The sequence below is a fragment of the Nostoc sp. genome, assembly GCF_036917615.1.
Taxonomy (GTDB): domain Bacteria; phylum Cyanobacteriota; class Cyanobacteriia; order Cyanobacteriales; family Nostocaceae; genus Nostoc.
This window is the reverse complement of record NZ_JBALCZ010000015.1, coordinates 21,245-44,806: the sequence shown is the minus strand read 5'-3', so window position 1 is coordinate 44,806 and position 23,562 is coordinate 21,245. Positions and strand designations below refer to the sequence as shown.

Sequence of the window (23,562 nt, the reverse complement as noted above, 5' to 3'; positions counted from 1 at the left end):
AGGATGCTTTAAGGCTGACAAGATAATATTTTTAACCTCTAATTCCTTTTGATTTGCGTTCTCTCATATCGCTTTTAGTCTAAACTCCAGTGAGAATTAAAATTACCTCTTTCCCCTTTGCTCCCTGCTAAGAGCTCCCTGCTCCCTGCTTATTCTCTTGTCCCCATGCCCAAGAGAAATATTACAGATTATTACTTTGTCTCTCATAGTAAAGACTAGGGTACTATTGATCCCCTATGTTTTTGTTTGGCTACTCGCAGTTAATCTGATCGAGAAGACGCCAGAAATAATATCCGCCATTTGTGAATATTAAGGAGAACTCATGGTTCTTGACGCTTTTTCAAAAGCTGTAATTACAGCAGATGCCAAAACTGCTCCTATCGGTGGTGCTGATTTAGCAGCCCTCAAGTCTTTCATTGCTGATGGCAACAAGCGCCTTGATGCTGTAAACGCGATCGCTAGCAACTCTAGCTGTGCTGTTTCTGATGCCATTGCTGGGATTGCCTGTGAAAACCAAGGTTTAATTCAAGCTGGTGGTAACCTGTACCCAACTCGTCGCCATGCTGCTTGCCTACGTGATGCCGAAATCATGCTGCGCTACGTGACCTATGCGCTATTGGCTGGTGATTCTTCTGTTTTGGATGATCGTGCTCTGAATGGGCTGAAAGAAACCTACACAGCTTTGGGCGTCCCTACTGGCTCTTCTGTACGTGCTGTACAGCTACTGAAGGCTATCAGCGTCGCTCACATCACCAACACCAACACTGAAGCTAACGCTGGTAAAAGGTTCCGCAAGCAAGAAGTAATTCAAGGCGACTGCTCTGCTTTAGCTGCTGAAGCTGCTAGCTACTTTGATCGCATTATTTCTGCTCTGAGCTAATAGCTCATGGCTAACGGCTATTAGCCAAACGAACTGAAATTTAAACCCGATCAAATCCCATCTGGAGTATAAAAAGTAATGAAATCAGTTATCACCACGGTTATTACATCTGCTGATGCAGCAGGTCGTTTCCCAAGCACCTCTGATTTAGAATCCGTCCAAGGTAGCATTCAACGTGCTAACGCTCGTCTAGAAGCTGCTGAAAAGCTGGCTTCTGGGATCGATGCTGTAGCTAAAGAAGGTTATGATGCTGCCTTCAAGAAGTATCCTTACTTGAACCAAGACGGTGAAGCTGGCGACACCCAAGGTAAGAAAGACAAGTGCCTCCGCGACATCAAGCACTACCTGCGCCTAATCAACTACAGCTTAGTTGTGGGTGGTACTGGTCCTCTGGATGAGTGGGGTATTGCAGGTGCTCGTGAAGTGTATCGCTCTTTAAATCTGCCCACTGCTCCCTACGTTACCGCAATGACTTACACCCGCGATCGCGCTTGCGCTCCTCGTGATTTGTCTCCTCAAGCGTTGGTTGAGTTCCGCAATCTCCTCGACTACGTAATCAACTCCCTTTCATAGTAATAGGGATTGACTAGACGTAGACGAGCGATCGTCATACTCTAAAACTAGGGACTCTCGGTCTGTTGCTTTGCCTAAATTAGGTTGAGTAATTGGCTTAGAGTCCTTCAGTTGTGATTGATATTTATCATTTATCTCTATCTTGAACTCAAGAAATTTCAACAGCGAAATTTTCTCTTATGACAATAGATTCTCTATTTGAACAATTGAAACACCCCAACCCCAATCTGCGGGAACGAGCCATGTGGGAACTGGCTGATGTCCGTGATGAAAATACTATTCCTCGGCTAATGAGTATTTTGGATGAAGAAGATGTAACCTACCGTCGAGCTGCGGTAAAGGCACTGGGTGCCATTGGTATAGATGCTGTACCGCCACTAGTAGAGTCTTTGCTGAACAGCGATAATGGGACTATTCGGGGCAGCTGTGCCAAAGCCCTAGCACAAGTCGCCGCCAACCATCCAGACGTACCCTTCCCAACTGAGGGCTTACAGGGATTAAAAACAGCGCTCAGTGACAAAAATGGTGTTGTTTATATTGCATCTGTGATGGCTCTGGGTGAAATTGGTTCCCCTGCCTTTGAAATTTTAACTGAAGCTCTGAAAACAACGGATAATGTTGCGGTGGCTGTGGCGATTGTCAATGCACTCGGTTCGATGGGTGATATCCGGGGAGTAGAAGTGCTGACAGGATTGACCAATGATGAATCTATCGATCCATATGTTCGAGAGTCAGCAGTGAGTGCCTTGCCGCGATTAGATCAGGTGATTAATTATAACAGAGGGTAGCGATCGCTCTTAAATACAACTACCTTGAGCAATCCCAGTAGGGCAGATACATAAAATGAACAAACGCTCACCTCAACCGAAGAATAGCGATGTTTAAGCTGGCTACGCTGAAGCATCACAATTATTTCTAGTCAGGAAAATCAAAATTCAATTGAAAATGTCCCCAGAACAGTAAAAGGAGCGCCAGGAGTGATTTGTTGTCTGCTGTAGGTATTTTCAATGTAGTCCACATTGAAAATATTTTTGAAGTTAATTCCTGCCCGCCAGTTATTTATCTTATAAAAGATGCTGGCATCGGTACGCAGATAGCTGCTTAGTTCATACGTGTTCTCCAAGTCGCCTTCCCTTTCACCAACGTAAAATAACCCCAAGCCAAAGCCTAACCCCTGCAAATCACCCCGCTGGATTTGGTAGCTTGTCCACAGACTTGCCCCATTATAGGGCACATCTTCAAATCGATTTCCTTCTAGGGGACTATTGTCTTTTGAGACTTTAGCATCGGTGTAGGCGTAGTTGGCAATAACATTCCAGCCCGGAAGAATTTCTCCAGCAACATCCAATTCAATACCCTGACTTGTTTGTTCTCCAACTGGGATACTGAAGTCTGTATTATTTGGATCGGTTGTGGCAACATTACTCTTGGTCAAGTGATAGGCAGCTAAGTTGGCCCAGAGTCTACCGTTGAGAAATTCTCCTCTAATCCCCACCTCGTACTGAGTGCCGCGCTCAGGCTCCAAGAGTGAACCATCAACTGTTGTGGCAGAATTTGGAGCAAATGACTGGCTATAACTGGCATAAAGTGACAGTGGCGGTACGGGTTGGTAGACAATGCCAATTCTCGGTGTGAAAGCATTCTGTTGTAGCTGAGTATTAGTGTTAGCCCCTGCACTGCTTGTAAAGCTGGTTTCTTGATCTACAATGTCGAAGCGCCCACCCATTAACAGTTTCAAATTATCAACTAGGGCGATCTGATCTTGTAGATAAATACCTAGAAAGTCTAGCCTATTATTGAAGGTAACGTTAAATGGAAGATCCTCTCGTCTAAATCTTGGGGCGACACGGTAAACTGGGTTGAAAATATTAATGCTGGGAGCACCACCAAATGCAAAGTAGTTATGTAAGTCGTTAATATCGCGATTGAGATCGACACCGAATAAGAGGGTATGTTTGACTGAGCCTGTGGCAAACTTACCAATCAAGTTGGTTTGGAGACCATAGCTCTGGTTATTTCCACTATTATCGCTCCAACTCCTGCTCAAGTTGCCAGTTGTTTCATCAAGGGTGTCATACCTTGCTCCAATAAACCTCTGATCGCTCGAAGAGAAGCGGAAAGCATTGCGAAGTGTCCAATTTTCGCTAAAGCGGTGTTCTAGTCGATAACTGGCGCTCAACTCATTCCTGAAAGAGATATTGTCTGGCTCATCCACAACGCGACTATATGGAATGTCTGCAATCTTTCGACCAATTGGTGGGATTCCTGTGATGTCGAACGGTCGCGTATCATCCAAATAGGAAAATTCAAACGTCAAATCGGTGCGATCGCTAATCTTCCAGCTTAATACAGGCGAGACAAAAAACCGATCAACGCCTTGGTCAAAGTCGCGAAAGTTCCCACCACTTTCATAAACGCCATTCAATCGATACAGCAAAGTTCGATCACTATTCAACGGACTAGAAAAATCAATGCTCGGTCAAACAAGACCAAAGCTTCCTGCTTGCAGTTCAGCAGAATAAAAAGGTTCTGATAAGGGTTACTTCGTCACCAGATTAATGATCCCACCTGGTTCGACGATACCAAACAGTACCTCAATTCTCTCCAGATTGGCAGTTTCATTGATTATTGTTCGATCACGATTCTGCCTGAAGCCATCTTGGAAAATAACGGCCCCAAAACCTCGAACGGAAAAAACGTCCCGTGTGCCTCCAAACGAGCTTCATGATTGAACCCCAGATATAGCAACGGACAGGAAGCTTAGGACAAAAATCAATTCACAATGTACGCTTGTTGAAAGCATCTACCGCCAACTTGTCCTAACGGCTTTGTCCACTGCTATACATTTCGCAGAGCATCCGTGAGACGGAAAGTTTGCTGGTCTTTGATTACCTGTTGAGGTATTACCTGAATCGACTGGGGAATGTCGCGCAATGGAGTGTCGGTTCTGGTAGCTGTTGTCGCATTAGATGCGCTATAGCCATCTTGCTCACCTGTCACCACTAACTCAATTGGCTCATCACCCTGTGCTGATGGTTGAGTTGGCTGTGTCTGACTTGGCGGCTGAATAGTTTGGGGTTGTTGTGTTTGCGGTTGCGCCTGTTGCCCTCTTGGTGCAGTACTTGCAACAGAGAAGATCAGACCCTCCTCCGGACTGTCAAACAACTCAACAGTTGGTATACCCGCCTCACCCGTTACCGTCACCCGGATAGTATTGGCATCAAAGTTTGTTACTGTTATTTCAGTAATTCCCGCAGTTGGTTTTTGCGAGCGGGAACGTGAATCCCTCGCCCGAACGTAAACACAGTTGCGCCTTAGGGATGTCAGCGACAAAGTTATTGCCAGTGCTACGATTTACCAGTTATAACTGTTGCCCTTGAAGTGTCTGTAAAATCAACTATACACCTTTATCGGTGGGATTTGCTTTAACTTGAGTCACTTGTACAACTTCTGATGTTAGCGACTGTACTAACATTTCGGCGCTAGTGAGCGGAAGTTTAATTTCGCAGATACTAGGGATATTAGCAGCAGATTTTTGCGTTTGCGTTTGTGCTAACCCAGCCTGAATGCCCAACACGAACAGGATGCCTACCATCAACACCACTTGTTGCAATTTATTTGTTATCATTCCACACAGCTAACATCCAAGAAATTGAGAAAAATTTGAGTAATCAAAAATATTTCTCAAAAATTTTATCTTGGATAGAGTTTTTGTTAAGTAATGGGACAAAAATATTTACAGTTCAGGTTTGAGACTGGATAAGGGTTTCAGGTCATACTACATTTGGGAGCCTGTCTTCTAACTGCCAGAGGAAATCGTGGTGTTAGTGCAAGTTTCTAAATAGGTGCGATCGCTACTTCACTTCATCTTGAAAAAGCGATGTCAGCGTCTATGCTCTTTTGACGTGATGCGAGCCTGCGGCATAGCTACACTTAGGGTACAGCCCAAGCTAGAGAAGTTACTCCCAAATACATCCGCTTAGTCATTCCGTAGTAAGGACAGCGCAGTATTTGCTGTACAATTTCTTGCATTGCTGGTGCGATCGCTCCACTACGGATATATCTTTCTTACGTTAATTTCCTGACTAGATGTTTTAGCTGTGGGGAAACTTCTCCTTCTACATTGCCTGTAAAGGAACGAAATAGCTCTGGTGACATCCAAATATCTACCCGCAGATACCGTTCCCCTGCCGAAATTGCATTAACTCCACTGGGACATGCGCCATTTCCTGATAATCAGTATTGTCCCCCGTTCCAAGTGAAATGATTCTTTGTATGCACATCCCAACCTTCACCACCTGCTGAAACACAGAAGCCAGGAGTTATATAGCCTTCACGTTCAGGGACTTTAATAATTAGGCGCTCATGGAGTTGATAATTGCTGATTAGTAACCCCAATCCTTCTGGCAATTGAATATCCCGACTATATCCTTCACCAAACTGAGATGGATACTGCCAAAGAATATCAAATTTGTCTGAAGGATCGTAGCATTGCTTGCTTGGTTCATCTTCAAAAAAGATTTCCCAGAAGGAATTCCGCGAAATGGTAATGGTCATTTTGGGATTGAGGGATCATTGCACTATTTGCAATAGTTTCTCATCAAATTTTGGTGTCAGGCGTACACGCTGTATTGGCTTGTCATCAGACATTGCTATTTGACACCAGAAGAACAAGCATAAAAGTTAACGCGGTATCAACACTGATAATTTCTACTAAGTCGAAATATAGATTTACAATCAATTTTTTGCTCTTAATTTAACCATTTCCATAATCTGTGGGGAGCGATTTTTTCCTTTGTAGCGATACCACCACATCACAAAGCCAGTAACAGATAAGATTAACGGTGCAAGTCCAACAAATAGGTAGAAAATGCGAGTAGTCCAGCCACCAAATGTACCATAGTGTAGAGGACTAAAAGAATTGAGGACGCGATCGCCCAATGACTGCTTCAAAGAATTATCGACTCGCAAAACTTTACCACTGTATTGGTCAAGATAAACACTGCTTTGACCATAGTCTTCAGTTTCTTGGGGAAGTTTAAAGGCAACTGTTAAAGCTTCTTCTGGCTTAGTTGGAAAATAAATCCTCCTGAGTGTTCCATCTGGTAAAGTGGTTTGGGCCGTTTTTAATTGTTCTTTTAGTCCGAGTGGAGACTTACCAGCAACGACAACAGAAACAGGATCTGCTTGCTGCTTGGAGAAGGTGAGTGTGTAGATCATCGGGTTGGCTACATCAGAGAAGTTCCAGCAAAATCCCGTGAAAAATGTAAATATCAGAAATACTGCTGCAATAACACCAGCACCTTTGTGAACATCAAAGTTCACTCGCTTGATATGGGCATTCCATTTGATTTTGAATCCAGATATTAACTTGCGCCAACCAGGCCAAAGGATAATACCTGTAATACTCATAAACGACATCAGTAAACCAATAATGCCCACAAACTTATTGCCAATATTACCGCCTAAAAGCTCATAGTGGAGTGGGTAGACAATTTCATAAAACTTTTGGATGAAGGTTGGCTTTAAGTTATTGCCGAGAATCTTTCCTGTGTAAGGGTTAACGTAGTTTTCTGTCCATTCGTTTTGTTTGGTTTTCAGAATAACATTCATCGGCTCATTTGGCTTTGAAGGCAGGTAAATTCTTTGCACTGGTGCGTCTGGTTGATCGGCAGAGGTTTTTTTGACAGTGTTAAGAACAACTTCAATAGGTAGTGGTTCACCTTGAGGAGTAATTGTGCCAATTCGGCGCTGCTGATCGAAGTTGCTAATTTCGGAGTGGAAGACTAATAAAGTACCGGTTAAACCGACAATAATTGTAATCAGTCCCACCGCTAAACCGATGTAGCGGTGTAGAGTAAATACCAAGTCGCGTAGTTTTTTAGAGTTCATAGCAGGTTCCTTAAAATATTCTTGTTTGCCAAGCCAGAGGTGAGTCAGCGGTGGAGAGTGGGATCACAACTGCCAAGAAATCGTTCCCTGCACTATAAAGGGCGCACCAGGATACACTTGAAAGCGGTTTTGTACGCCTTCATAATACGTGGTGTCAAATAAATTCTTGAAATTGATTGCGGCTCTGAATTTGTCAGCGGTGCAGTAGAGAGCCGCATCAACACGGGCATAGCTTGACACTTCAAAGGAGTTGTCTAGATCGCTTGCTCGTGAATCGACAAAAAATACTTTGGTAATACTGATACAACAAATTTAGCTTGTGCTTGTTTATTTACTTCAATAGCTGTTACGCTTGTCGCAACGCACAACCAAACAGAGCTTATGAGCAAAACAATCTCCAATATCTGCTTTATTAATACCATTTGCCACCCCTACACTTACTCTCCCTCCACTTACCACTTTCTCTAAACATTGCAGTAAATAGCTGTTAGTTGCTGAGATTAATAATCAGCTACTTGAGAATAATATTACAGGAAATGAGTAGTTAATTGCAAATAATTATCAACTTTCTTTAACAAGGAGAATTGAGAGATAATAGGTTTTTAATTAAAATACAGCGATTTCAGTCAATTGATGGACTAAGTACAGCATTTCATTAATTCGTAGGGAATTAATGAAAGGCAATACCCTGCAATGCCAATGCGTCGGCCGCCTTGTTAATGCATTTTAATGCAATGCCAATGCGTTCCCTTAGAATGTTAATGCGTTCTCCTGCATGAAAAACGCTACGCTTTTACGCAAAACTGTACTAAGTTAATTGAAAGCTATCTTCAAAATCTCAAACTATTAATGATAGTATTTTCAATTTACTCCAGCCATAATTGTTCTGATCAACTTTGGTTGAGTCAAACATTATAAGTTGCGTTTTGACAGGAGCAACGCGATCGCTCAATTTCACAAAATCAAACCGATGTACTGTAGAGTACAGCAGCAATGATTTATTGCAAGTAGATGCCCCTGGGGAGCTTGCACGCTTTGGGTGAAGTTAGGGGAGGAAAAATCGAACGCACAAATAAACACAGCTTGTAAGCAAAACAATCTTCAATATCTGCCTTAACACCATGTGTCATCCCTACACTTACATCCTCACTTGCCATTAACTCTAAACATTGCAACAAATAGCTGTTAGTTACCGAGAGATTTTATAACTCCCAAGAAATCGTTCCTTGAACTGTAAACGGATCGGCCGGATCAACTACACCCCCAGTTGAGCCATCGAAAGATCTGACATCAAATAAGTTTTTGAAGTTAACAGATGCTCTTAAGCGATCCTTTTTGTAGAAAATAACCGCATCAGTCCGGACAAAACCAGGTACGGTGTACAAGTCATCCAGATATCCATAAGCTTCGGTAGCTGCAAAGATGCCTCCACCAAAACCAAACCCATCTAATGGCCCGTTTTGAAAGGTATAGGTTGTCCACAATGAGCCACTGTGTAGGGGTATACCACCCAGAGTATTTCCGACTGGATATGTATTAGACTTATCCGTAAATGGCAAATGTATACAGTAAAAGGATTTCAGTGATTATAGGGGAATCTGCGTTAGCGTAACTCGTCGTAGACATCGCTAGACTAGGTATACGCAAGAATAGGGCTTTGAGCATAAAATATGGCTACAATTATCACTTTAGGGGTAAAATATTGGTGTGAATAAAATTTATTTTTTCCCGAACAATTTAAATATTAATGGTTCGTAAAACCAAACAATTAAGCCGTAGTCTTACTAACCCACAAATTGTCATAATGACCTGGCTATATTTCTGACGAGCTAAACGAAATTTATCACTGGCAACTCGAAATATTTTTACTTTCCTTAATCATTTGTTCAACACCTATTCTTCTAGACGATAACTGCTGGGTTTCTTTTTTTTGGAATTCCGAAATTTCTTTTTTTCTCAGTTTTTTGTAAGGTGTAGTATTTGCTGACTCTCCTATATAAGCTTTATCCCCAATAAACTTCTGTTCGGAATCAAATTTACCTCGTGTTTCTCGGAATCAATTAATATCACTTTTTTTTCCTAATTGACCAATATAAATGTCAACAATATCTTCTCCTTTGGGTAACACAATAAACTGGTTTTTCAGAGTATGCATCTTTTTCTTGCCGGAGTAGTACTGTTTTTGTTCTTGATAGTCTACAGGCCTTTCTATAGCTTGTTCTGCGCTATCTACAATCAATTCATGTTCACACAGAATCTTACGTAGTTCTTGATATTTCTGACTATCTTTTTCTACCTCTTCCATTTGAGAAGCTGGTAAGATATCTCTCAAAACTTTCACCCAATAGTTAAATGCATAATTAGCTTTAGTTTTTGATATATCAAATAACAAACCTAAAATCTCAAAATTTGGTTTTTGTCGGAGGTAAATTAGACATAGGCAGATCCCTAAATCTTTCCTTGTGGACAAAGTCGCGGAAACTTCCAGAATTTTCGTAGGCAATATTGAGACGATAACCCAACTTTCCGTCTTGGGTTAGAGGACTGGAAAAATCTAAGGTGGGACGAGAAAAACTATAGCTGCCTGCGGTAAAACTTAAATTGTAATATGGATCGGCTAATGGCTTCTTGGTTACCAAGTTGATGATACCCGAAGGTTCTAAGCGTCCAAACAACACCGATGCTGGCCCTTTAAGGACTTCAACTCGCTCGATATTGGCGCTGTCTCGAAAGCCGCGACTAGCGGAGTAATCATCAAGAAAACCATTTTTGTAAACGTTGGCATCAAATCCCCGAATTGTGTAATTTTCTCCGCGATCGCCAGCAGTTTGTGAGAGTGCCACACCGCTCACATTACGTACAATGTCAGTCAAACGAACCGCATTTTGATCTTGAATCACTTCGCGGGGGATGACTTGAATCGACTGGGGAATGTCGCGTAAAGGGGTATCGGTTTTGGTTGCAGTTGAGGCATCGGATGAATTGTATCCATCTTGCTCACCTGTAACCACCAACTCAATCGGTTCATCACCCGATGCTGATGGAAGACTAGGCTGTGTCGGGTTTTCTGGCTGCTGTGTTTGGGGCTGTTGTGTTTGAGGTTGCGCCTGTTGCGTTGGTGCAGTACTCGCTACGCTGAAAATTAAACCCTCGTTCGCACTGTCATACAACTCGACAACTGGTACAAGAGCTTCTCCCGTCACCGTCACTCGGATTGTATTGGCATCTAAGTTAGTAACTGTTATCTCAGTAATTCCCGTAAGTGGCTTTTCAGAACGGAACGTAAACCCATCGCCATTAGGTAAACGCAGTTGAGCGTTGGGAATATCAGCAATAAAGTTATTACCAGTAGTGCGATTAGTAACTTGTAACTGTTCCCCTTTGGTTGTTTGTAAAATCACCTCCACACCTTTGGTGGTGGGATTTGCCTTAACTGCTGTGACTTGCACTACTTCAGGAGTTGGCGTATTTGGTGGTGCTGGTGACTGCACTAGTAATTATTGAGCGCTGGTGTTAGTCAGTTCTATTTCACTAAGTCTTGGAATTTCTCTAATCACCCTGGAATTGCGTAGTACTTTTGCGTTCCTGTTTCGGGTTGCCGCAGGCATCGCAGATTTATCTTGTACTTGTTGAGCAGTTGCACTGATTGTAAGGCCGAACCAAATAGAGCTTGTGACCAAAAGAATCTTTAATATTTGCTTCAATACCATTTTTCACCCCTACACCCTAACACCTACATCCCCACTGACCATTACTCTCAAAAACCAGCTATTTGCTATTTTTTTATTGAGATTAGTAATCAGAGCTACTTGAGAATAAATCTTACAGTAGATGACTCAGCAATTGTAAGTAATTATCAGATATTATGGACAAAGGGAATTAACATATAAAAGACTTTACTCTAGTTTACAAATTAGCTCTTAAGCCCCCAGATTAATCCGTGAGGGTCAATCCAAAATCTAAAATCCAAAATCCAAAATTGGATAACCCTTATCATGTATGCTAACTCCAGTGATAACGGCGGATTTTTTTAACAAGACTCTAGAATTTCTCTAGCTTGATGAATTCGGTTAATGCTTGAAGTTTTCAGTTTAGCGATCGCTGTAAGTTACTTTGTTCTATTAAAATGGGTGCTAGTTGCAATGTGATTAATTTAATTGCTTTGCGCTGCAAATAAATTTGCTTTGTAGTGCCTTAATCAGAACAGTTGATAATTTGTCTTGCCACTAATTGCAATGCTGGGTTGATTTTTAAATAAAGCAGCGTCTACCAGTCATTACCCTTGACTAAAAAACTTAAATCTTGCTTCATAGCTTCATCTGTTCTTAGAAAAAACCTTGCTTACAAATTAGGAGAGATTTAGATGTTCAATCCCAAAATTCTGTCGTTTTTTTGAAATTATATTGTCCATAAGCGTTGCACACCACTACCATAAATCAATGTGTAACTTTCATTAAAATATTGTCCCTAACTATCTCTTATGGAGCCAGAAAGGAGAACACCAAAATCAACTGGGTCATCCCAAGTTGGAACCTTAATCAACAACTTCTGTCCACAGTTCTAAATCATCTTTTAATGCCAGGGAAATAGTCATAGTTGGCGACTGATAATCTGATTAATGCTATTAGTTAGCAATAATTTTACAGGAATCAGTCCAAAAATTAGTGATAGTAAATGTGCATCGCTCTATTCCCAAGCATCTTCCTCTAACTGTCTCTCAATTTGAGAAATCGCCAACTTGAACACTGCCTGAACGCCTGCATCCCCTTCCTTGGTCAATGCGGCTTGCAGGGGTTCTAAGGCAGCCCCATCGCCAATCTTCATCAATGCCAGAGCCGCCGCTTTTCGAGTTTCCCAATCGGCATGATCCAGTAACTCAATGAGGTTAGGAATCGCTGGTCGATAGGTCAGGCTGCCCAAAGCAGCTGCTGCTTCACACCGCACAATTTCAGATGAATCGGTGAGGGCGTTAACTAAAATATTAAATGCTCCTTCTTGGGTATCTTCTTCAGCAATTTTAGCGATCGCTCCCACTACCGCAGCGCGAACCTCAGCCGAGTCAGAGTTAATCTCTTGATATAAATATTCCTTCGCCTCTGCTCCAATAAATCCCAACGCCCATACTGCAAATCCTTTGGAACTTTCTGGATACTCGCTTGACGCTAAGATTTTTAGTAATGCTGGCACAGCGGCCTTACCTATCTTGGCCAGCGCTCCCACCGACGAGGCTTTGACCACCGTATCTTCATCATTTAACAGAGCCTTGACCAAGGTTGGAATTGCGATCGGGTCAGCGATCAGTGTCAGGGTTTTGGTGCTGGCTCGCCGCACAACTGGGTTTGGGTGATTTGCTACAGCTTCCATCAATAAAGGGGTCGCTGGTTTACCGATTTTACCCAATGCCTCTGCAAAGCTCAACCTAACCATCCCCCGTGAGTCTCCCATACTCTCAATCATCTGCTTGAGTAGGTCTTGGTCATCAGGGTTAAAGGTGTTTAAGCCTAATTGCTCACTCACCGCTGCAAATAAAGCATCTGTTTCTGCCTGAGACAGATTTAACGAATCCTCCCCGGATTGAGTTTCGGATTTGAGCATATGACTTATAGCTTAAATTATCAAGATGAATTACTAGTTGCTGACGCTCAGGGCAGCTTGCTGATTACGGAGTTCCTGGAGGGCAGAATCAATCTTGGCAAGCTCAGGCTCTAGTTTTGCCATAACATTTACTCTCATCAACTTAGCCCGTTTTGCTGTTTCCGTAGTTTCTTGAACTAGACGTTCCCGATACTGCTCAAGTTCTGCAATAACTTCTGCTACTTCTTGAGCGTTTATGTTATCGGTTGTTGTGAGTTCTGAAGCTTCATCCATAACTTTTGTTTCCTAAATGTGTGTTTATATGAATGATATCTGGTCAGTGTTCGACTATCGTTTGTATTTGGTTACTCGCTAAAAACCAGCACTTAGCTGTTACATACAATTGAGCAATTGGCAAGAGGCAACTGACTAATAGCTGACAAATGCATATATTCCGATCTTCTCAGATCGGGTAACCACTGGTAAAGCTTTTTGACGGAAATCTTCAAAAGTCGAACCAAACTACAGCTTTCGATCCAAGTTATGATAAGTCTTTTAGGCTTTTTTGATTGAAAGTGCCGCAGCTACGCCCGTCGTAGACATCGCGCTAGCATGGTCTAGCATCCTGCAAAAACTGCTCAAGAGGTTTCCTCTAGTGGGAAAATATCTCCCCGCAAGTAGGACTCAAAGTTTTTCTTAAAGTATTGAATGCTGGTCACATTCGGTTCATCGCTTTCTGTTGGCGTGAATTCATAAATTGGTACTTTTTCTCTCACCAGCTTGACCAAGCTAGGATGAAGCTCCTCAAAAGAATCTACTCTAAATATTATTGTTTCAAATCTTAATTTAGCTGGATGAGCATATCCTAACTTCATCCAGGGCAACCAAGGACAGTCCCTGGCCCACTTAGCAGGAGGGACTTCAGTTGCATCGGGTCGGCAAGTATTTGATATAAAGTACTCAACTCCCTTAAACTTTTCTCCAGGGCAATAGTCTAAATATTTACTATCTCCTGCTAAGGGATGCGGGTATTCTAAAGGAATTTCCATCACAGAGGTAATATATCCGCTGCCTTTGGGTATGACAAATTTCTTTGGTTTGACTGAGCCTTGGACAATGCGGTTAGCAATGTGGACTACTGGTACTGCTTGACTTGCTGTTGGTGATTTCCAAAAGTGGAGAATCTCTTGCGTATCCGGATCACAAAATAAACCTAACTCTCTATTGATGCGATATCCAACTTCACCGTGTTCAGGATCGGGTTTGAGAAATACTTTGGTAGCATTCATCCCAATAATAGAGAACAATTTTTCCTTTGGTAAGTCTTGTGTTTCTTGCCACCAAATTTCCCCAGACCAGTTGTAATAAATCTGTAACCCATGATTTTTTCTGTAAAAATCGAGGTTATTAAATTCGTAGTCATCTAAATAATCATTCATATAGGACTCCTATCATCCTAAAATGGCTGCGTAAACGCTTCTTCAGCTTGTCGTTAGACATCGCAACTCTCACCCAGTAGCTCAGTGAGCGAATTTTATTTGATTTTGACGATTATATTTACTAGACTCAAAGTTAGAACAATTACGCATCCATCTGTGGCATGATCTCCACTTTCAACTGTTTGCCAAATATCCCATGAATCGGATACTTATCGAGCGCACCGACGAAGCAAGCGGAAAAACGTTTAAACCGGAAATATTCCTTTATTAAATTACACCCCATTAAGATGGTGGTAAGGTAATTGTTGGACTAGGCGAATTGTCTTTATCAATACTTGTAAATGCTGAAAAGAAGAGAGCAATAAAAAATAAAACAAAGTACAGCATAACAAAAGTACCGATTACTTTCATAATACCTCCAGCTACACCTACGGCTATATCGCCACTTGTAATCTGTTGTTTATTCTTAATTTCTTCTTTTAATTCGCGTAATTCACACCGTAAAGCTTCTAACTCCAAATCTCGGTCATTTGGATCGTTGTTCATATTATTATCTCCACAAATTTTAAAAATTATCCTGTTAGCGATGTTTATTATGCTACAACCAAATTACTTATATTTCTTTCAGGCGATCGCACCAGTTTATCGGCTCTAAATCAATAGATACAAACTGCACATCAAAGTGTATATGGTGTTCAAGCTAGGGGAGAAAGAGGAAACTACAGTCCGCAACGTGTTAAATTTAACTCTAATCAAACTGATTAACTTTTCATTACATACTGATAAATTATCCCGCCCACTTACTTATCTTCACATAGTTTAGTTTTTTCAAGCCGTTCTACTTGGTCTAAACTCCAGTGAAAAGCAACTACATTTTTTGATAGTTCAATTTATAAACATTATTTACCGCTATTTTCCAGTACCCAGTCCCTAGTACGATAGTAAAAGTGACCTTTGAGCAATTATCCAAAAGCCATTTACAGATCAATGGATAAACGTTTTTTTAAAATGTTTGGGCTAACAGAAGATCAAGCGATCGCAATTATCGATACACCATTAGAACAACTCGAAGACGCTTCTGATAAGTATATTGCTGTTTCCCATCTAATTAACTTCCCGACTGAGCAATCGATCGCGGCTTTGGTACGGGCGATTGAAACCAGTAACCCCAAGGAGTTAGACCACCGGATTGTCCGACGCAAGGCTGTGGAAAGTCTGGGGCGATTGCAGGTCGAATCAGCTTTACCTGTAATTCGGCAGTGCCTTAAAGATGATGATATTTATACTGTTGAAAATAGCGTGTGGGCGATCGGCGAAATCGGCACTAAAGATCCAGAAATCCTCGAAGAGGTGGCGCAACTACTCGATAAACCAGGTCAAATCTATCGGGTGATTATTCACACCCTAGCTAACGCTAACTATCAGGCGTCCCTAGAACGTGTTCGGAAATTTACCCAAGCTGAGGATGAACCTACCCGTAGTGCAGCGATCGCCACAGTTTGTCGTTTCACAGGTGATTACTCCCAAATCACTGAGGTAATGGCACTGCTACAAAGTTCCAGCGTTAATGCCCGGCGCGGTTGCATTCAAGACCTAATTGATTCACGCTACTACAAAGCCATCCCAGAAATTGCCCGTTGTCCTGTATCTCTGGTGTTTCGGTTGCGAGGATTACGCTTGCTCTTGGATGCAGGCGTTCCCAGTGGTGAAATTACCTTTAGAGAAATTCAACCTGATCTAGAGCAAGTACTCTACGATCATCCCAATGACCTTGATTTAGTACATGAGTATGACCTTACCCCTCTACTAGATTTTGTAATTAATGAACTCTACGAAACTGATTTTGGACGCTGCTATTTAGCGACAAAAACCTTACTAGATATCTATCCACAAGAAGCACCAGCAGCGCTTCTAGCAACTTATTCGGACAAGGCATATAACGATTATGGCGGTCATTTTCATGTGATGAAACTTTTCGGCTGGCTGAAATATGCTCCCGCCTATGATTTGTTAGTAGAAAACCTGTACAACCGCGAACCCCAGTTTCAGAAATCCCGTGCGGCTTGTGCGATCGCTCTTGGTGAATTGGGTGATTCACGAGCAATTCCGGAACTGAAAATTTGCTTAAATACACCGATTTGGGACTTGAAATACGCTTGTTTATTGGCGCTAGACCGCTTAGGAGACTCGTCCGGTCGGGAAATTTCCGCTGATGATGGTGACTGGTTAATTAGGGCGAAAGCGACGAGTACTCAATAGTTAGGAGTTAAAAGTTATTCAACTTTGGATTTTATATTTTTCTTTAAATCCAAAATCCAAAATTTAAAATTGGCAGAGTCACGAGTTAGGAGTTATGCCAATTTTAAAAATGATTGCCAAAGATGGATTTGCAGCAAGCCAAACACAGCACTGTCGGCGGGTTAAAATACTTAAGATGCCTGAGGTCAAAGTGTGCGTGGCGTAAAGAGAAAAAAGAGATTTTACGAGTCACTTTGAAAGGGCTAGTTCTATGAAGATAAATTGCTTTGGTAAGGCAGAAATCTAAAACCCTCAACAGATAACCTTAGTTAGCAGTCTCAGTTCATTTGAGCAAATACCTTTTTCCTTAAATTTGTAATTAATGGCTTTTCAACATAAGAATGAATTACACATCCCATAGCTACTCCTATTACAACAATTATAAATGCACTTACATTGTAATATATACTGGGATTTTGAATTAGATGTAGAATATTTAGTTTTTCTGTAAATTTAGTGAAAATCTTGCTTGTATTACTTAAGAAAAAACCGTGTGTTAAGTATATAGAATAAGACGCATTCCCTATATAAACTAGAATTGGTGGGATCTTGATTATCTTTGATATTTCTAAATAAACAGATCCGATAATCAGGAGCGTAAATGGGATACCATAAGCTATTAATGAGTAAACGCCTGAAACATCAAATTCCCCATATTTTGTATTGATAACTGATATAAGCAACATAAAAATTGAAGCGTAAATTAATGATGATGCAAACTTGAATTGGTATTTAGATATTGTATAAGCAGCTAAACAACCCAGCACAAACTCTAGATTATGTTGGTCAAATATAAACCCTAGTATAAAATTTTCGCCGATTGGTAATAAATGGAATAAATTGAGAGTTATGCCAATAATCCAAGCACAAATTATCGACTGCGTGATTTTTGTATTTTTCAATATTAGTAGACCGAATATACAGTAGAAAAAAACTTCATAGCTAAGTGTCCAACTAACACCAATAAAAGTACTCTCTAGAATAGAACGGTCTTGGGGGAGCAACAAAAAAGCCTTGACAATTTCGTCTGCACTTCGCTGATAAATGCTATCTTTATTAGTATTAAATAAAGAAATTAGAATTTTGGTGGCTAAGATGGTCCAATATAATGGATATACGCGAATAAATCTTTTAAAAAAGAAAGATTTAAACTTATTCGGTTTGCCTAGATCAAATTGATGAATATAAAATATAATAAATCCACTGAGTACGAAAAAGAAATCTACGCCTATCCAACCAAAATGAAATATTTGCAATAAATCATCTTGGTGCAGTTCACGAGAAAGTATTCTATTCCCGTGGGTTAGAACTACCAGTACAGCAGCGACACCGCGGTATACTTGTAGCAAATTTAATTTTTTGTTCATAGCATTTGCAGGGTTAGTTGTAGTAACTAAAAAAATGATTTAAATCAGTAAATGCGAAAGGGTAGTCTGACTGTTCACTTTTTGGCTCAAGCAGCAACTTCACAAGTAGCAGGAATTAGGAGGAGATAATATCGTTCGACAGCAAAGCCATGTAGGCTTTATGCAACTTCCACTAACTTCTGCGAATCTAGAAATTGGAAGTAGTCCGGGATGATTTGATCTAAATTGTCTTTGCTGAGTCGATTCACTTTGGTTACAATTACCTGACTGAGGTATACTACCATGTATCTCAGTTGCTGCGTCAGGAAATATACAAATAATTATCAACAGCTTGAGCGAATATGTCGGCCAGATAAAGTTAGAAGCAAAGATGGGAGTTTGCTAAATTGGGGAATCGCTGCTGATTGTGTTAAAGCAAATGTAGCTGTATTTAACACGGTGATTAAAAATATTAACTAAATAAGTCCACAAGTATGGTATTTATAAGCAGTTACAAGCTTGTTAAAACTTGGTCAAATTGGCAAGTTTTTAAAACAAAAAACTCATGAGTAGCATCTTCAGGTTAATCTGAACAATGCTCTCACGAGTCACAAAAAGTATTTATTTAGGCGGCTTAGGATTTGCTACTAGTAACTGCTTCGTTTAAAACTAACTCTGGTTCTGGTGTCTTCTCCTCTTCTTCTGGCAAACCGTAAATTGACCTATACAGCTTCACGTACTGCTTTGCAGATTGATACCAACTAAAATCTTGACTCATACCGCGTTTTTGTAGTTCTTGCCATTGCGGTTTGAAACGGAAGCCTTCCCAAGCCCGAATCATAGAGGTGAAAAGGTCTAGCGGTTCATAACGGTCAAAGCAATAACCGGTGCCTGCTGCATTTTCGGGGTCGTGATGGGTTACAGTGTCAACTAATCCACCTGTGCGGCGAACAATGGGTACAGAACCGTAGCGCAAAGCCATCATTTGGCTAATACCGCAAGGTTCAAAACGACTGGGCATTAAGAAGGCATCCGTGCCAGCGTAGATGCGGCGAGACAGGGCATCGTTATACAGTAAGTAAGTTGCCATGCGTCCGGGAAAGCGGGATGCTAATTGCCACATCTGAGTTTCATAGTAGCGATCGCCTGTTCCTAACAGCACAAACTGTGCATCTGTATAAGATAGGAAGCGATCGAGGATTTGTAATATCAAATCAATGCCTTTTTGTTCCACTAATCGGGTCACAATCCCAATAAAAAAGGCTTTGGAGTTGACTTCTAACCCTAGTTCTTCTTGCAAAGCAATTTTGTTGGCCTTGCGTTTATCTAAACTATCAGCAGTGAAGGTTTGGGCAATATATTTGTCATTTTCTGGATTATAAACTTCGGTATCAATACCGTTGATAATCCCAGATAAGTTACCGCTAATAAAGGACAGTAAACCTTCTAATGTTTCACCGTAAGTAGGTGTCTTAATTTGTTCGGCATAGGTGGGCGAAACTGTATTTACCTTATTGGCAAATTGCACCGCCGCTGCCATTACATTGTGTCCTTGCATATACCAGGGACACCAAGTAATTCTCTCTAAATACCAACGCCACGGCCCTTGATAAGCCAGATTATGAATGGTAAACACTGTGCTGATATCAGGATCTTGGTGCATCCACACGGGAATCATCCCTGTGTGCCAATCGTGGCAATGGATAATTTCTGGCTTCCAGTAATTCCAGGCAAACTCGGCTGCACCATTTGCAAACAAAGTGAACCGCCAACCTTCATCGTCTCCAGAATAAATGCGGCGGGGCATGAAGGCAGGATGTCCGAATAAATACAAAGGAACATCAGTACCAGGCAGAACACTTTCGTATACTGCAAAGTGCTGGAACATGGCATCTCCCCACCAGATGGGTTCATAGGGAATTTCCATTTTGTCTGGCAGGAAGCCGTAGTAAGGCAAGAATATCCGCACATCATGCCCCATTTCTCTCAGGACTTTGGGTAATGCCCCGACAACATCACCCATTCCTCCTACTTTCGCAATGGGCGCTGCCTCTGCTGCAACAAATAGAATCCGCATGGTAATTTTTGCTTCCCTGAGATTGTCAAATTAACTCGATGATCCCCACCAACGCGATTTGTCGCGTCTGGCACATATGAGAGTGCAACGGCGATCAATTCTTATCTAATCACATCGGCTTGCCCAATTGCTTAGGAACCACGCTGAATCACCGCAAAAATTTCTGACAAAATTTCTTGCGCTCCCTGTTGCCGCAACAGTTCTGCTAGTTCTATGCCTAGCGCTTCGGCATTGTTGGCAATGCCTGTGACAGTATCTTTTACCAGCTTTTGACCATCTACACTGACAACTATCCCTGTTAAGGTCAAATTATCACCAGATATTTCTGTATTTACACCAATAGGTACTTGACAGCCGCCTTCTAGAGAGCGTAAAAAAGAGCGTTCGGCGAGACAACGATCGCGTGTTTGGGGATGTTCGATCGCTTTGAGTAGAGATAGCAATTCACTATCATCAGCCCGGCATTCTATACCCAAGGCTCCTTGTCCAACAGCGTGGAGAGAGATACTTGCGGGGAGAATTTGATGAACGCGATCGCTCATTCCCAATCTCTCTAACCCTGCTGCTGCCAAAATCAAAGCATCGTATTCGCCTGCATCCAGTTTTGCCAACCGTGTAATCAAGTTTCCCCGCACATCTTTAAAGGAAAAGTGGGGGAAGTGGTGGCGTAACTGTGCTAACCGCCGCAGCGAAGATGTACCGATTACTACACCTTCAGGTAAAGTATCGATTTGTTTATCTTTGTGCTTTTCATGCACCACTAATGCATCTGCTGGATTTTCCCGTTCAGTAATTGCTGCCAGTGTTAACCCTTCTGGTAAGTGAGTTGGCAGATCCTTGAGGGAATGAACCGCAAAGTCAATCTCCTGATTGAGCATTCCGACTTCAAGTTCTTTAGTAAAAAGTCCTTTATCGCCAATCTTAGCTAATGCTACATCCAAGATTTTATCGCCTTGGGTAGACATGGTGTGGACTTCAAAAGTGATATCAGGAAAGCTTTTCTGGAGTTGCTCTTGTACCCAGTAGGTCTGAACCAGAGCAAGTTGGCTTTTGCGGGAACCAATCCGAATAGTGCGTGGGGGACTATAAACTACTGAAGTCATAAAACAATATAATATCGCTGGCGATAAATTCACTCTCATCTAGACTACCGTAGTCAGGGACTCATACTAATTTTGGGTTTTGGATTTGGGATTTTGGATTACAATTCTTTACCAAAAGCTGGTTTGAGGAATCTCCAACACTACTACTTAGTAAAGCATTTGATTGGATTTGTAGCGAATTAAAGAACGGCAATACTCTGCAATGCCAGTGCGTCCCTTGACAATGCCAATGTGTCTACTGACAATGCCAACGCGTCTTTTGACATTAAAAACGAACTCTTGAGTCCGCTGTTGAATGCGGTGTTCTAATTCAGTGTTGAGTGTTTGTAGCTGTTTATAAAGTTCTGAGTGTTGGATGGCGATCGCAACCTGGGTTGCAAGTTGCATCATCAACTCAATTTCCCCAGATTTCCATATACGGGTGCGATCGTACTGATGAGCAATCAATAAATCCCAAAGATAAGGGGTAAAAGTAGGTGTTTTGCTATCTAGTTGGGCTGCTCGTGCAATCAGCCTGCTAAAGTGAATTTGAATCCTTACAAAAGTATTTAGTATGAAAGATGCTTGGGATTGGGAAGAGGAGGATATTGAGTTACTTATCCAAAACGGAGTGCAAGAAAGCCTTACCCTAGACTATAAAAGATGTGAATCCCTAGATAAACGCAATCCTAATCGCAAGAAAGATTTGAGTAAAGATGTTTCAGCGTTCGCAAACTCGGCTGGGGGCGTAATTGTATATGGCGTGATTGAGACTAATTACCTGCCGACAGGGATTGATAGTGGTTATGATCCCAAAGATATAACAAGAGAATGGCTTGAACAGGTTATTAATTCAACTATCCAACGTCGTATTGATGATATCAGAATCAAACAAATTGAGCTTAAGAAGAGTAACTCTGGGCACGTTATCTATGTAGTAAGTATTCCACAAAGCAAACGTGCCCCTCATATGGCAGAAGATCATATTTTCTACAAGAGGTTAAACTATCAGTCAATGCCAATGGAGGAGTATGAAGTTCGAGATATTGGGAATCGTGCTGATGCTCCTGACTTATCACTTCAATTTTCCTTTGAAAGTAATGTAATTGATATTGAATTTGAAGAAGATAAAGAATTCTCAAAGCCAATTACCTTGTATACAGCCATAACAAATGAATCTATAGCTCCAGCAATGTACTACATAGTGCGTTTATTCTTTGATAAACAGCTTACAATTATCAACAGCGGTGGTTTTAGTTCAACTCAGAGCAAACTTTACAGATAGGTAATATGGCATTTATTGTAAATTCGTATTCTAATAACTATTCAATACCTGGAACTATGCCTATTTGGCAAGGAGTCAGATTTACAATTGGTGATCCTCACTTTCAAATAGCTATTCCAAAGGTCAATGGCGATATGATTTACGGTTTGGCTTGGTCAGTTGATTCACTTGGAATGCAGCAGAAGCTTAGAGGAGCTATTCTAACTGTCTCAAATAATCAAGCGAAAATTTTAGATGTTTGATAAAGGGCAACTTGATAGATCAAATGTAGCGAATGATCGCAAGATATTGGTGAGGTATTCAAAGCTTACTACCACCACTCAACTTGATCGTCATAAACCCAACCATAAAAGTAGGTAAACATCAAACAAATTAACAATTTTTATCAAAAATCCAAGCGTATTGCTCTATAGGCGATCGCCTTGTTGCATTCAGCTAGTAGCGAACGTTGATAAACTGGATATAGGACTTTCGGAATAGCAGAAGTCATGAGTATTGCAAAATCCGCATCCCTAACCCTAGAGGAGTTTCTGAAGTTACCAGAAACAAAACCTGCAAGTATTTATATTGATGGTGAAATTAGCCAGAAACCAATGCCGAAAACCCGCCACTCCCGACTTCAGGCTAAGTTGATTAATGGGATTAATGAAGTCACAGAGGAGAGGCAAATCGCTTATGCTTTTCCAGAGTTACGTTGTACTTTTGGTGGTCGGTCAATTGTTCCAGATGTGGCGGTTATTCGTTGGCAACAAATTGAGTTTGACGATAACGGAGAACCTGTAGATGATGTGCTAATTGCTCCCAACTGGACAATTGAAATTCTCTCTCCAGATCAGAGTTCCAATCGGGTTACAAGCAATATCTTGCACTGCCTAAAATATGGTTCTCAGCTTGGATAGTTGATTGATCCTGATGACCGCTCAGTTCTGGTATTTAAACCACATCAACAACCAGAATTTTGTCATAAAGCAGATAGCTTGGCTGTTCTAGATGGTATTGATTTAGAGTTGACAGTAGAACAGGTATTTGGCTGGTTAAAGATGAAAGCAGAATGAGCAAACTTTGTTAAAGTTATCTGTAAATAATCGGATTAATAGATTTTTTAGTTTCTATTTT

21 protein-coding genes and 3 pseudogenes are annotated in these 23,562 nt (G+C 41.3%); 7 read left to right on the top strand and 17 right to left on the bottom strand.

Annotated features, from left to right (window positions below; genetic code table 11):
- The first annotated feature begins 322 nt into the window (after positions 1 to 322).
- Both V7K85_RS04560 and V7K85_RS04555 read left to right on the top strand, forming a co-directional pair.
- Positions 323 to 880, top strand: a complete 558-nt coding sequence (locus V7K85_RS04560) for a bleomycin hydrolase (protein WP_273763924.1) — start codon at positions 323 to 325, stop codon at positions 878 to 880.
- 78 nt (positions 881 to 958) lie between these two features.
- Positions 959 to 1,453: a bleomycin hydrolase gene (locus V7K85_RS04555; protein WP_334690180.1), complete on the top strand. Its 495-nt coding sequence runs from the start codon at positions 959 to 961 to the stop codon at positions 1,451 to 1,453.
- Here V7K85_RS04555 and V7K85_RS04550 read toward each other — a convergent pair.
- Entirely contained in the window at positions 1,448 to 1,615 is a 168-nt protein-coding gene (locus V7K85_RS04550) for a hypothetical protein (RefSeq protein WP_334811462.1), read from the bottom strand. The two genes, V7K85_RS04555 and V7K85_RS04550, sit on opposite strands and share 6 nt — an antisense overlap.
- 17 nt (positions 1,616 to 1,632) lie before the next feature.
- On the opposite strand from V7K85_RS04550, the gene V7K85_RS04545 reads away from it, so the two are divergent.
- On the top strand, positions 1,633 to 2,241 hold the full coding sequence (locus tag V7K85_RS04545; protein ID WP_334811461.1) for a HEAT repeat domain-containing protein: 609 nt from the start codon (positions 1,633 to 1,635) through the stop codon (positions 2,239 to 2,241).
- On the opposite strand, the gene V7K85_RS04540 is transcribed toward V7K85_RS04545, so the two are convergent.
- The 12 genes and pseudogenes from V7K85_RS04540 to V7K85_RS04475 form a co-directional block, all read right to left on the bottom strand.
- Positions 2,226 to 2,357, bottom strand: a complete 132-nt coding sequence (locus V7K85_RS04540; protein ID WP_334811460.1) for a hypothetical protein — start codon at positions 2,355 to 2,357, stop codon at positions 2,226 to 2,228. The two genes, V7K85_RS04545 and V7K85_RS04540, sit on opposite strands and share 16 nt — an antisense overlap.
- A 24-nt stretch (positions 2,358 to 2,381) precedes the next feature.
- Positions 2,382 to 5,048: pseudogene (locus V7K85_RS36360) on the bottom strand (TonB-dependent siderophore receptor).
- Positions 5,049 to 5,689: 641 nt separating this feature from the next.
- Positions 5,690 to 6,010, bottom strand: coding sequence for a hypothetical protein (locus V7K85_RS04520; protein WP_334811457.1), 321 nt, complete (start codon positions 6,008 to 6,010; stop codon positions 5,690 to 5,692).
- A gap of 180 nt (positions 6,011 to 6,190) precedes the next feature.
- Positions 6,191 to 7,345 carry a PepSY-associated TM helix domain-containing protein gene (locus tag V7K85_RS04515; RefSeq protein ID WP_334811456.1) on the bottom strand — a complete coding sequence of 385 codons (1,155 nt, stop codon included), beginning with the start codon at positions 7,343 to 7,345 and terminating at the stop codon, positions 6,191 to 6,193.
- Between the two features lie 63 nt (positions 7,346 to 7,408).
- Positions 7,409 to 7,585, bottom strand: coding sequence for a hypothetical protein (locus V7K85_RS04510; RefSeq protein ID WP_334811455.1), 177 nt, complete (start codon positions 7,583 to 7,585; stop codon positions 7,409 to 7,411).
- Between the two features lie 962 nt (positions 7,586 to 8,547).
- Complete coding sequence (locus V7K85_RS04505; protein ID WP_334811454.1) at positions 8,548 to 8,904, bottom strand: TonB-dependent receptor domain-containing protein; 357 nt, start codon at positions 8,902 to 8,904, stop codon at positions 8,548 to 8,550.
- Between the two features lie 284 nt (positions 8,905 to 9,188).
- Positions 9,189 to 9,737, bottom strand: a pseudogene (locus V7K85_RS04500) (transposase family protein).
- Between the two features lie 10 nt (positions 9,738 to 9,747).
- Positions 9,748 to 10,836: a TonB-dependent receptor plug domain-containing protein gene (locus V7K85_RS04495; RefSeq protein ID WP_334811453.1), complete on the bottom strand. Its 1,089-nt coding sequence runs from the start codon at positions 10,834 to 10,836 to the stop codon at positions 9,748 to 9,750.
- A gap of 1,195 nt (positions 10,837 to 12,031) precedes the next feature.
- On the bottom strand, positions 12,032 to 12,940 hold the full coding sequence (locus tag V7K85_RS04490; protein WP_334811452.1) for a HEAT repeat domain-containing protein: 909 nt from the start codon (positions 12,938 to 12,940) through the stop codon (positions 12,032 to 12,034).
- Between the two features lie 33 nt (positions 12,941 to 12,973).
- Positions 12,974 to 13,213 (bottom strand): hypothetical protein, encoded by a 240-nt coding sequence (locus tag V7K85_RS04485; RefSeq protein ID WP_334811451.1) that lies wholly within the window; start codon positions 13,211 to 13,213, stop codon positions 12,974 to 12,976.
- 344 nt (positions 13,214 to 13,557) lie between these two features.
- A complete protein-coding gene (locus tag V7K85_RS04480) occupies positions 13,558 to 14,358 on the bottom strand; it encodes a DUF1838 family protein (RefSeq protein WP_334811450.1) in 801 nt (266 codons plus the stop codon).
- A 282-nt stretch (positions 14,359 to 14,640) separates the two neighbouring features.
- Positions 14,641 to 14,904 carry a hypothetical protein gene (locus V7K85_RS04475; RefSeq protein WP_334811449.1) on the bottom strand — a complete coding sequence of 88 codons (264 nt, stop codon included), beginning with the start codon at positions 14,902 to 14,904 and terminating at the stop codon, positions 14,641 to 14,643.
- A gap of 441 nt (positions 14,905 to 15,345) precedes the next feature.
- Between V7K85_RS04475 and V7K85_RS04470 the strand changes: the two genes are divergently transcribed.
- Positions 15,346 to 16,617 (top strand): HEAT repeat domain-containing protein, encoded by a 1,272-nt coding sequence (locus V7K85_RS04470; protein WP_334811448.1) that lies wholly within the window; start codon positions 15,346 to 15,348, stop codon positions 16,615 to 16,617.
- Between the two features lie 317 nt (positions 16,618 to 16,934).
- Here V7K85_RS04470 and V7K85_RS04465 read toward each other — a convergent pair whose 3' ends face one another.
- The 4 genes from V7K85_RS04465 to V7K85_RS36355 form a co-directional block, all read right to left on the bottom strand.
- Entirely contained in the window at positions 16,935 to 18,023 is a 1,089-nt protein-coding gene (locus V7K85_RS04465) for an acyltransferase family protein (RefSeq protein ID WP_334811447.1), read from the bottom strand.
- A gap of 613 nt (positions 18,024 to 18,636) precedes the next feature.
- The gene (gene glgA / locus V7K85_RS04460; RefSeq protein ID WP_334811446.1) at positions 18,637 to 20,079 is read right to left on the bottom strand and encodes a glycogen synthase GlgA; all 1,443 of its coding nucleotides are present in this window, start codon (positions 20,077 to 20,079) and stop codon (positions 18,637 to 18,639) included.
- Between the two features lie 131 nt (positions 20,080 to 20,210).
- Positions 20,211 to 21,182 carry a hydroxymethylbilane synthase gene (hemC, locus tag V7K85_RS04455; protein WP_334811445.1) on the bottom strand — a complete coding sequence of 324 codons (972 nt, stop codon included), beginning with the start codon at positions 21,180 to 21,182 and terminating at the stop codon, positions 20,211 to 20,213.
- Between the two features lie 147 nt (positions 21,183 to 21,329).
- Positions 21,330 to 21,629 carry a hypothetical protein gene (locus V7K85_RS36355; protein ID WP_442940540.1) on the bottom strand — a complete coding sequence of 100 codons (300 nt, stop codon included), beginning with the start codon at positions 21,627 to 21,629 and terminating at the stop codon, positions 21,330 to 21,332.
- A 106-nt stretch (positions 21,630 to 21,735) separates the two neighbouring features.
- On the opposite strand from V7K85_RS36355, the gene V7K85_RS04445 reads away from it, so the two are divergent.
- From V7K85_RS04445 to V7K85_RS04435, 3 genes and pseudogenes are all read left to right on the top strand, one after another.
- Entirely contained in the window at positions 21,736 to 22,446 is a 711-nt protein-coding gene (locus V7K85_RS04445; RefSeq protein WP_334811444.1) for an AlbA family DNA-binding domain-containing protein, read from the top strand.
- 5 nt (positions 22,447 to 22,451) lie between these two features.
- Positions 22,452 to 22,688 (top strand): hypothetical protein, encoded by a 237-nt coding sequence (locus V7K85_RS04440; protein WP_334811443.1) that lies wholly within the window; start codon positions 22,452 to 22,454, stop codon positions 22,686 to 22,688.
- Positions 22,689 to 22,934: 246 nt separating this feature from the next.
- A pseudogene (locus tag V7K85_RS04435) lies at positions 22,935 to 23,501 on the top strand (Uma2 family endonuclease).
- Positions 23,502 to 23,562 lie beyond the last annotated feature (61 nt).

Excerpts from the sequence above, each read along its gene's own strand:
- V7K85_RS04560 (WP_273763924.1), top strand. The coding sequence starts at position 323 with ATGGTTCTTGACGCTTTTTCAAAAGCTGTAATTACAGCAGATGCCAAA.
- V7K85_RS04555 (WP_334690180.1), top strand. The coding sequence starts at position 959 with ATGAAATCAGTTATCACCACGGTTATTACATCTGCTGATGCAGCAGGT.
- V7K85_RS04545 (WP_334811461.1), top strand. The coding sequence starts at position 1,633 with ATGACAATAGATTCTCTATTTGAACAATTGAAACACCCCAACCCCAAT.
- V7K85_RS04540 (WP_334811460.1), bottom strand. The coding sequence starts at position 2,357 with ATGCTTCAGCGTAGCCAGCTTAAACATCGCTATTCTTCGGTTGAGGTG.
- V7K85_RS04520 (WP_334811457.1), bottom strand. The coding sequence starts at position 6,010 with ATGACCATTACCATTTCGCGGAATTCCTTCTGGGAAATCTTTTTTGAA.
- V7K85_RS04515 (WP_334811456.1), bottom strand. The coding sequence starts at position 7,345 with ATGAACTCTAAAAAACTACGCGACTTGGTATTTACTCTACACCGCTAC.
- V7K85_RS04490 (WP_334811452.1), bottom strand. The coding sequence starts at position 12,940 with ATGCTCAAATCCGAAACTCAATCCGGGGAGGATTCGTTAAATCTGTCT.
- V7K85_RS04485 (WP_334811451.1), bottom strand. The coding sequence starts at position 13,213 with ATGGATGAAGCTTCAGAACTCACAACAACCGATAACATAAACGCTCAA.
- V7K85_RS04480 (WP_334811450.1), bottom strand. The coding sequence starts at position 14,358 with ATGAATGATTATTTAGATGACTACGAATTTAATAACCTCGATTTTTAC.
- V7K85_RS04475 (WP_334811449.1), bottom strand. The coding sequence starts at position 14,904 with ATGAACAACGATCCAAATGACCGAGATTTGGAGTTAGAAGCTTTACGG.
- V7K85_RS04470 (WP_334811448.1), top strand. The coding sequence starts at position 15,346 with ATGGATAAACGTTTTTTTAAAATGTTTGGGCTAACAGAAGATCAAGCG.
- V7K85_RS04465 (WP_334811447.1), bottom strand. The coding sequence starts at position 18,023 with ATGAACAAAAAATTAAATTTGCTACAAGTATACCGCGGTGTCGCTGCT.
- glgA (WP_334811446.1), bottom strand. The coding sequence starts at position 20,079 with ATGCGGATTCTATTTGTTGCAGCAGAGGCAGCGCCCATTGCGAAAGTA.
- hemC (WP_334811445.1), bottom strand. The coding sequence starts at position 21,182 with ATGACTTCAGTAGTTTATAGTCCCCCACGCACTATTCGGATTGGTTCC.
- V7K85_RS04445 (WP_334811444.1), top strand. The coding sequence starts at position 21,736 with ATGAAAGATGCTTGGGATTGGGAAGAGGAGGATATTGAGTTACTTATC.
- V7K85_RS04440 (WP_334811443.1), top strand. The coding sequence starts at position 22,452 with ATGGCATTTATTGTAAATTCGTATTCTAATAACTATTCAATACCTGGA.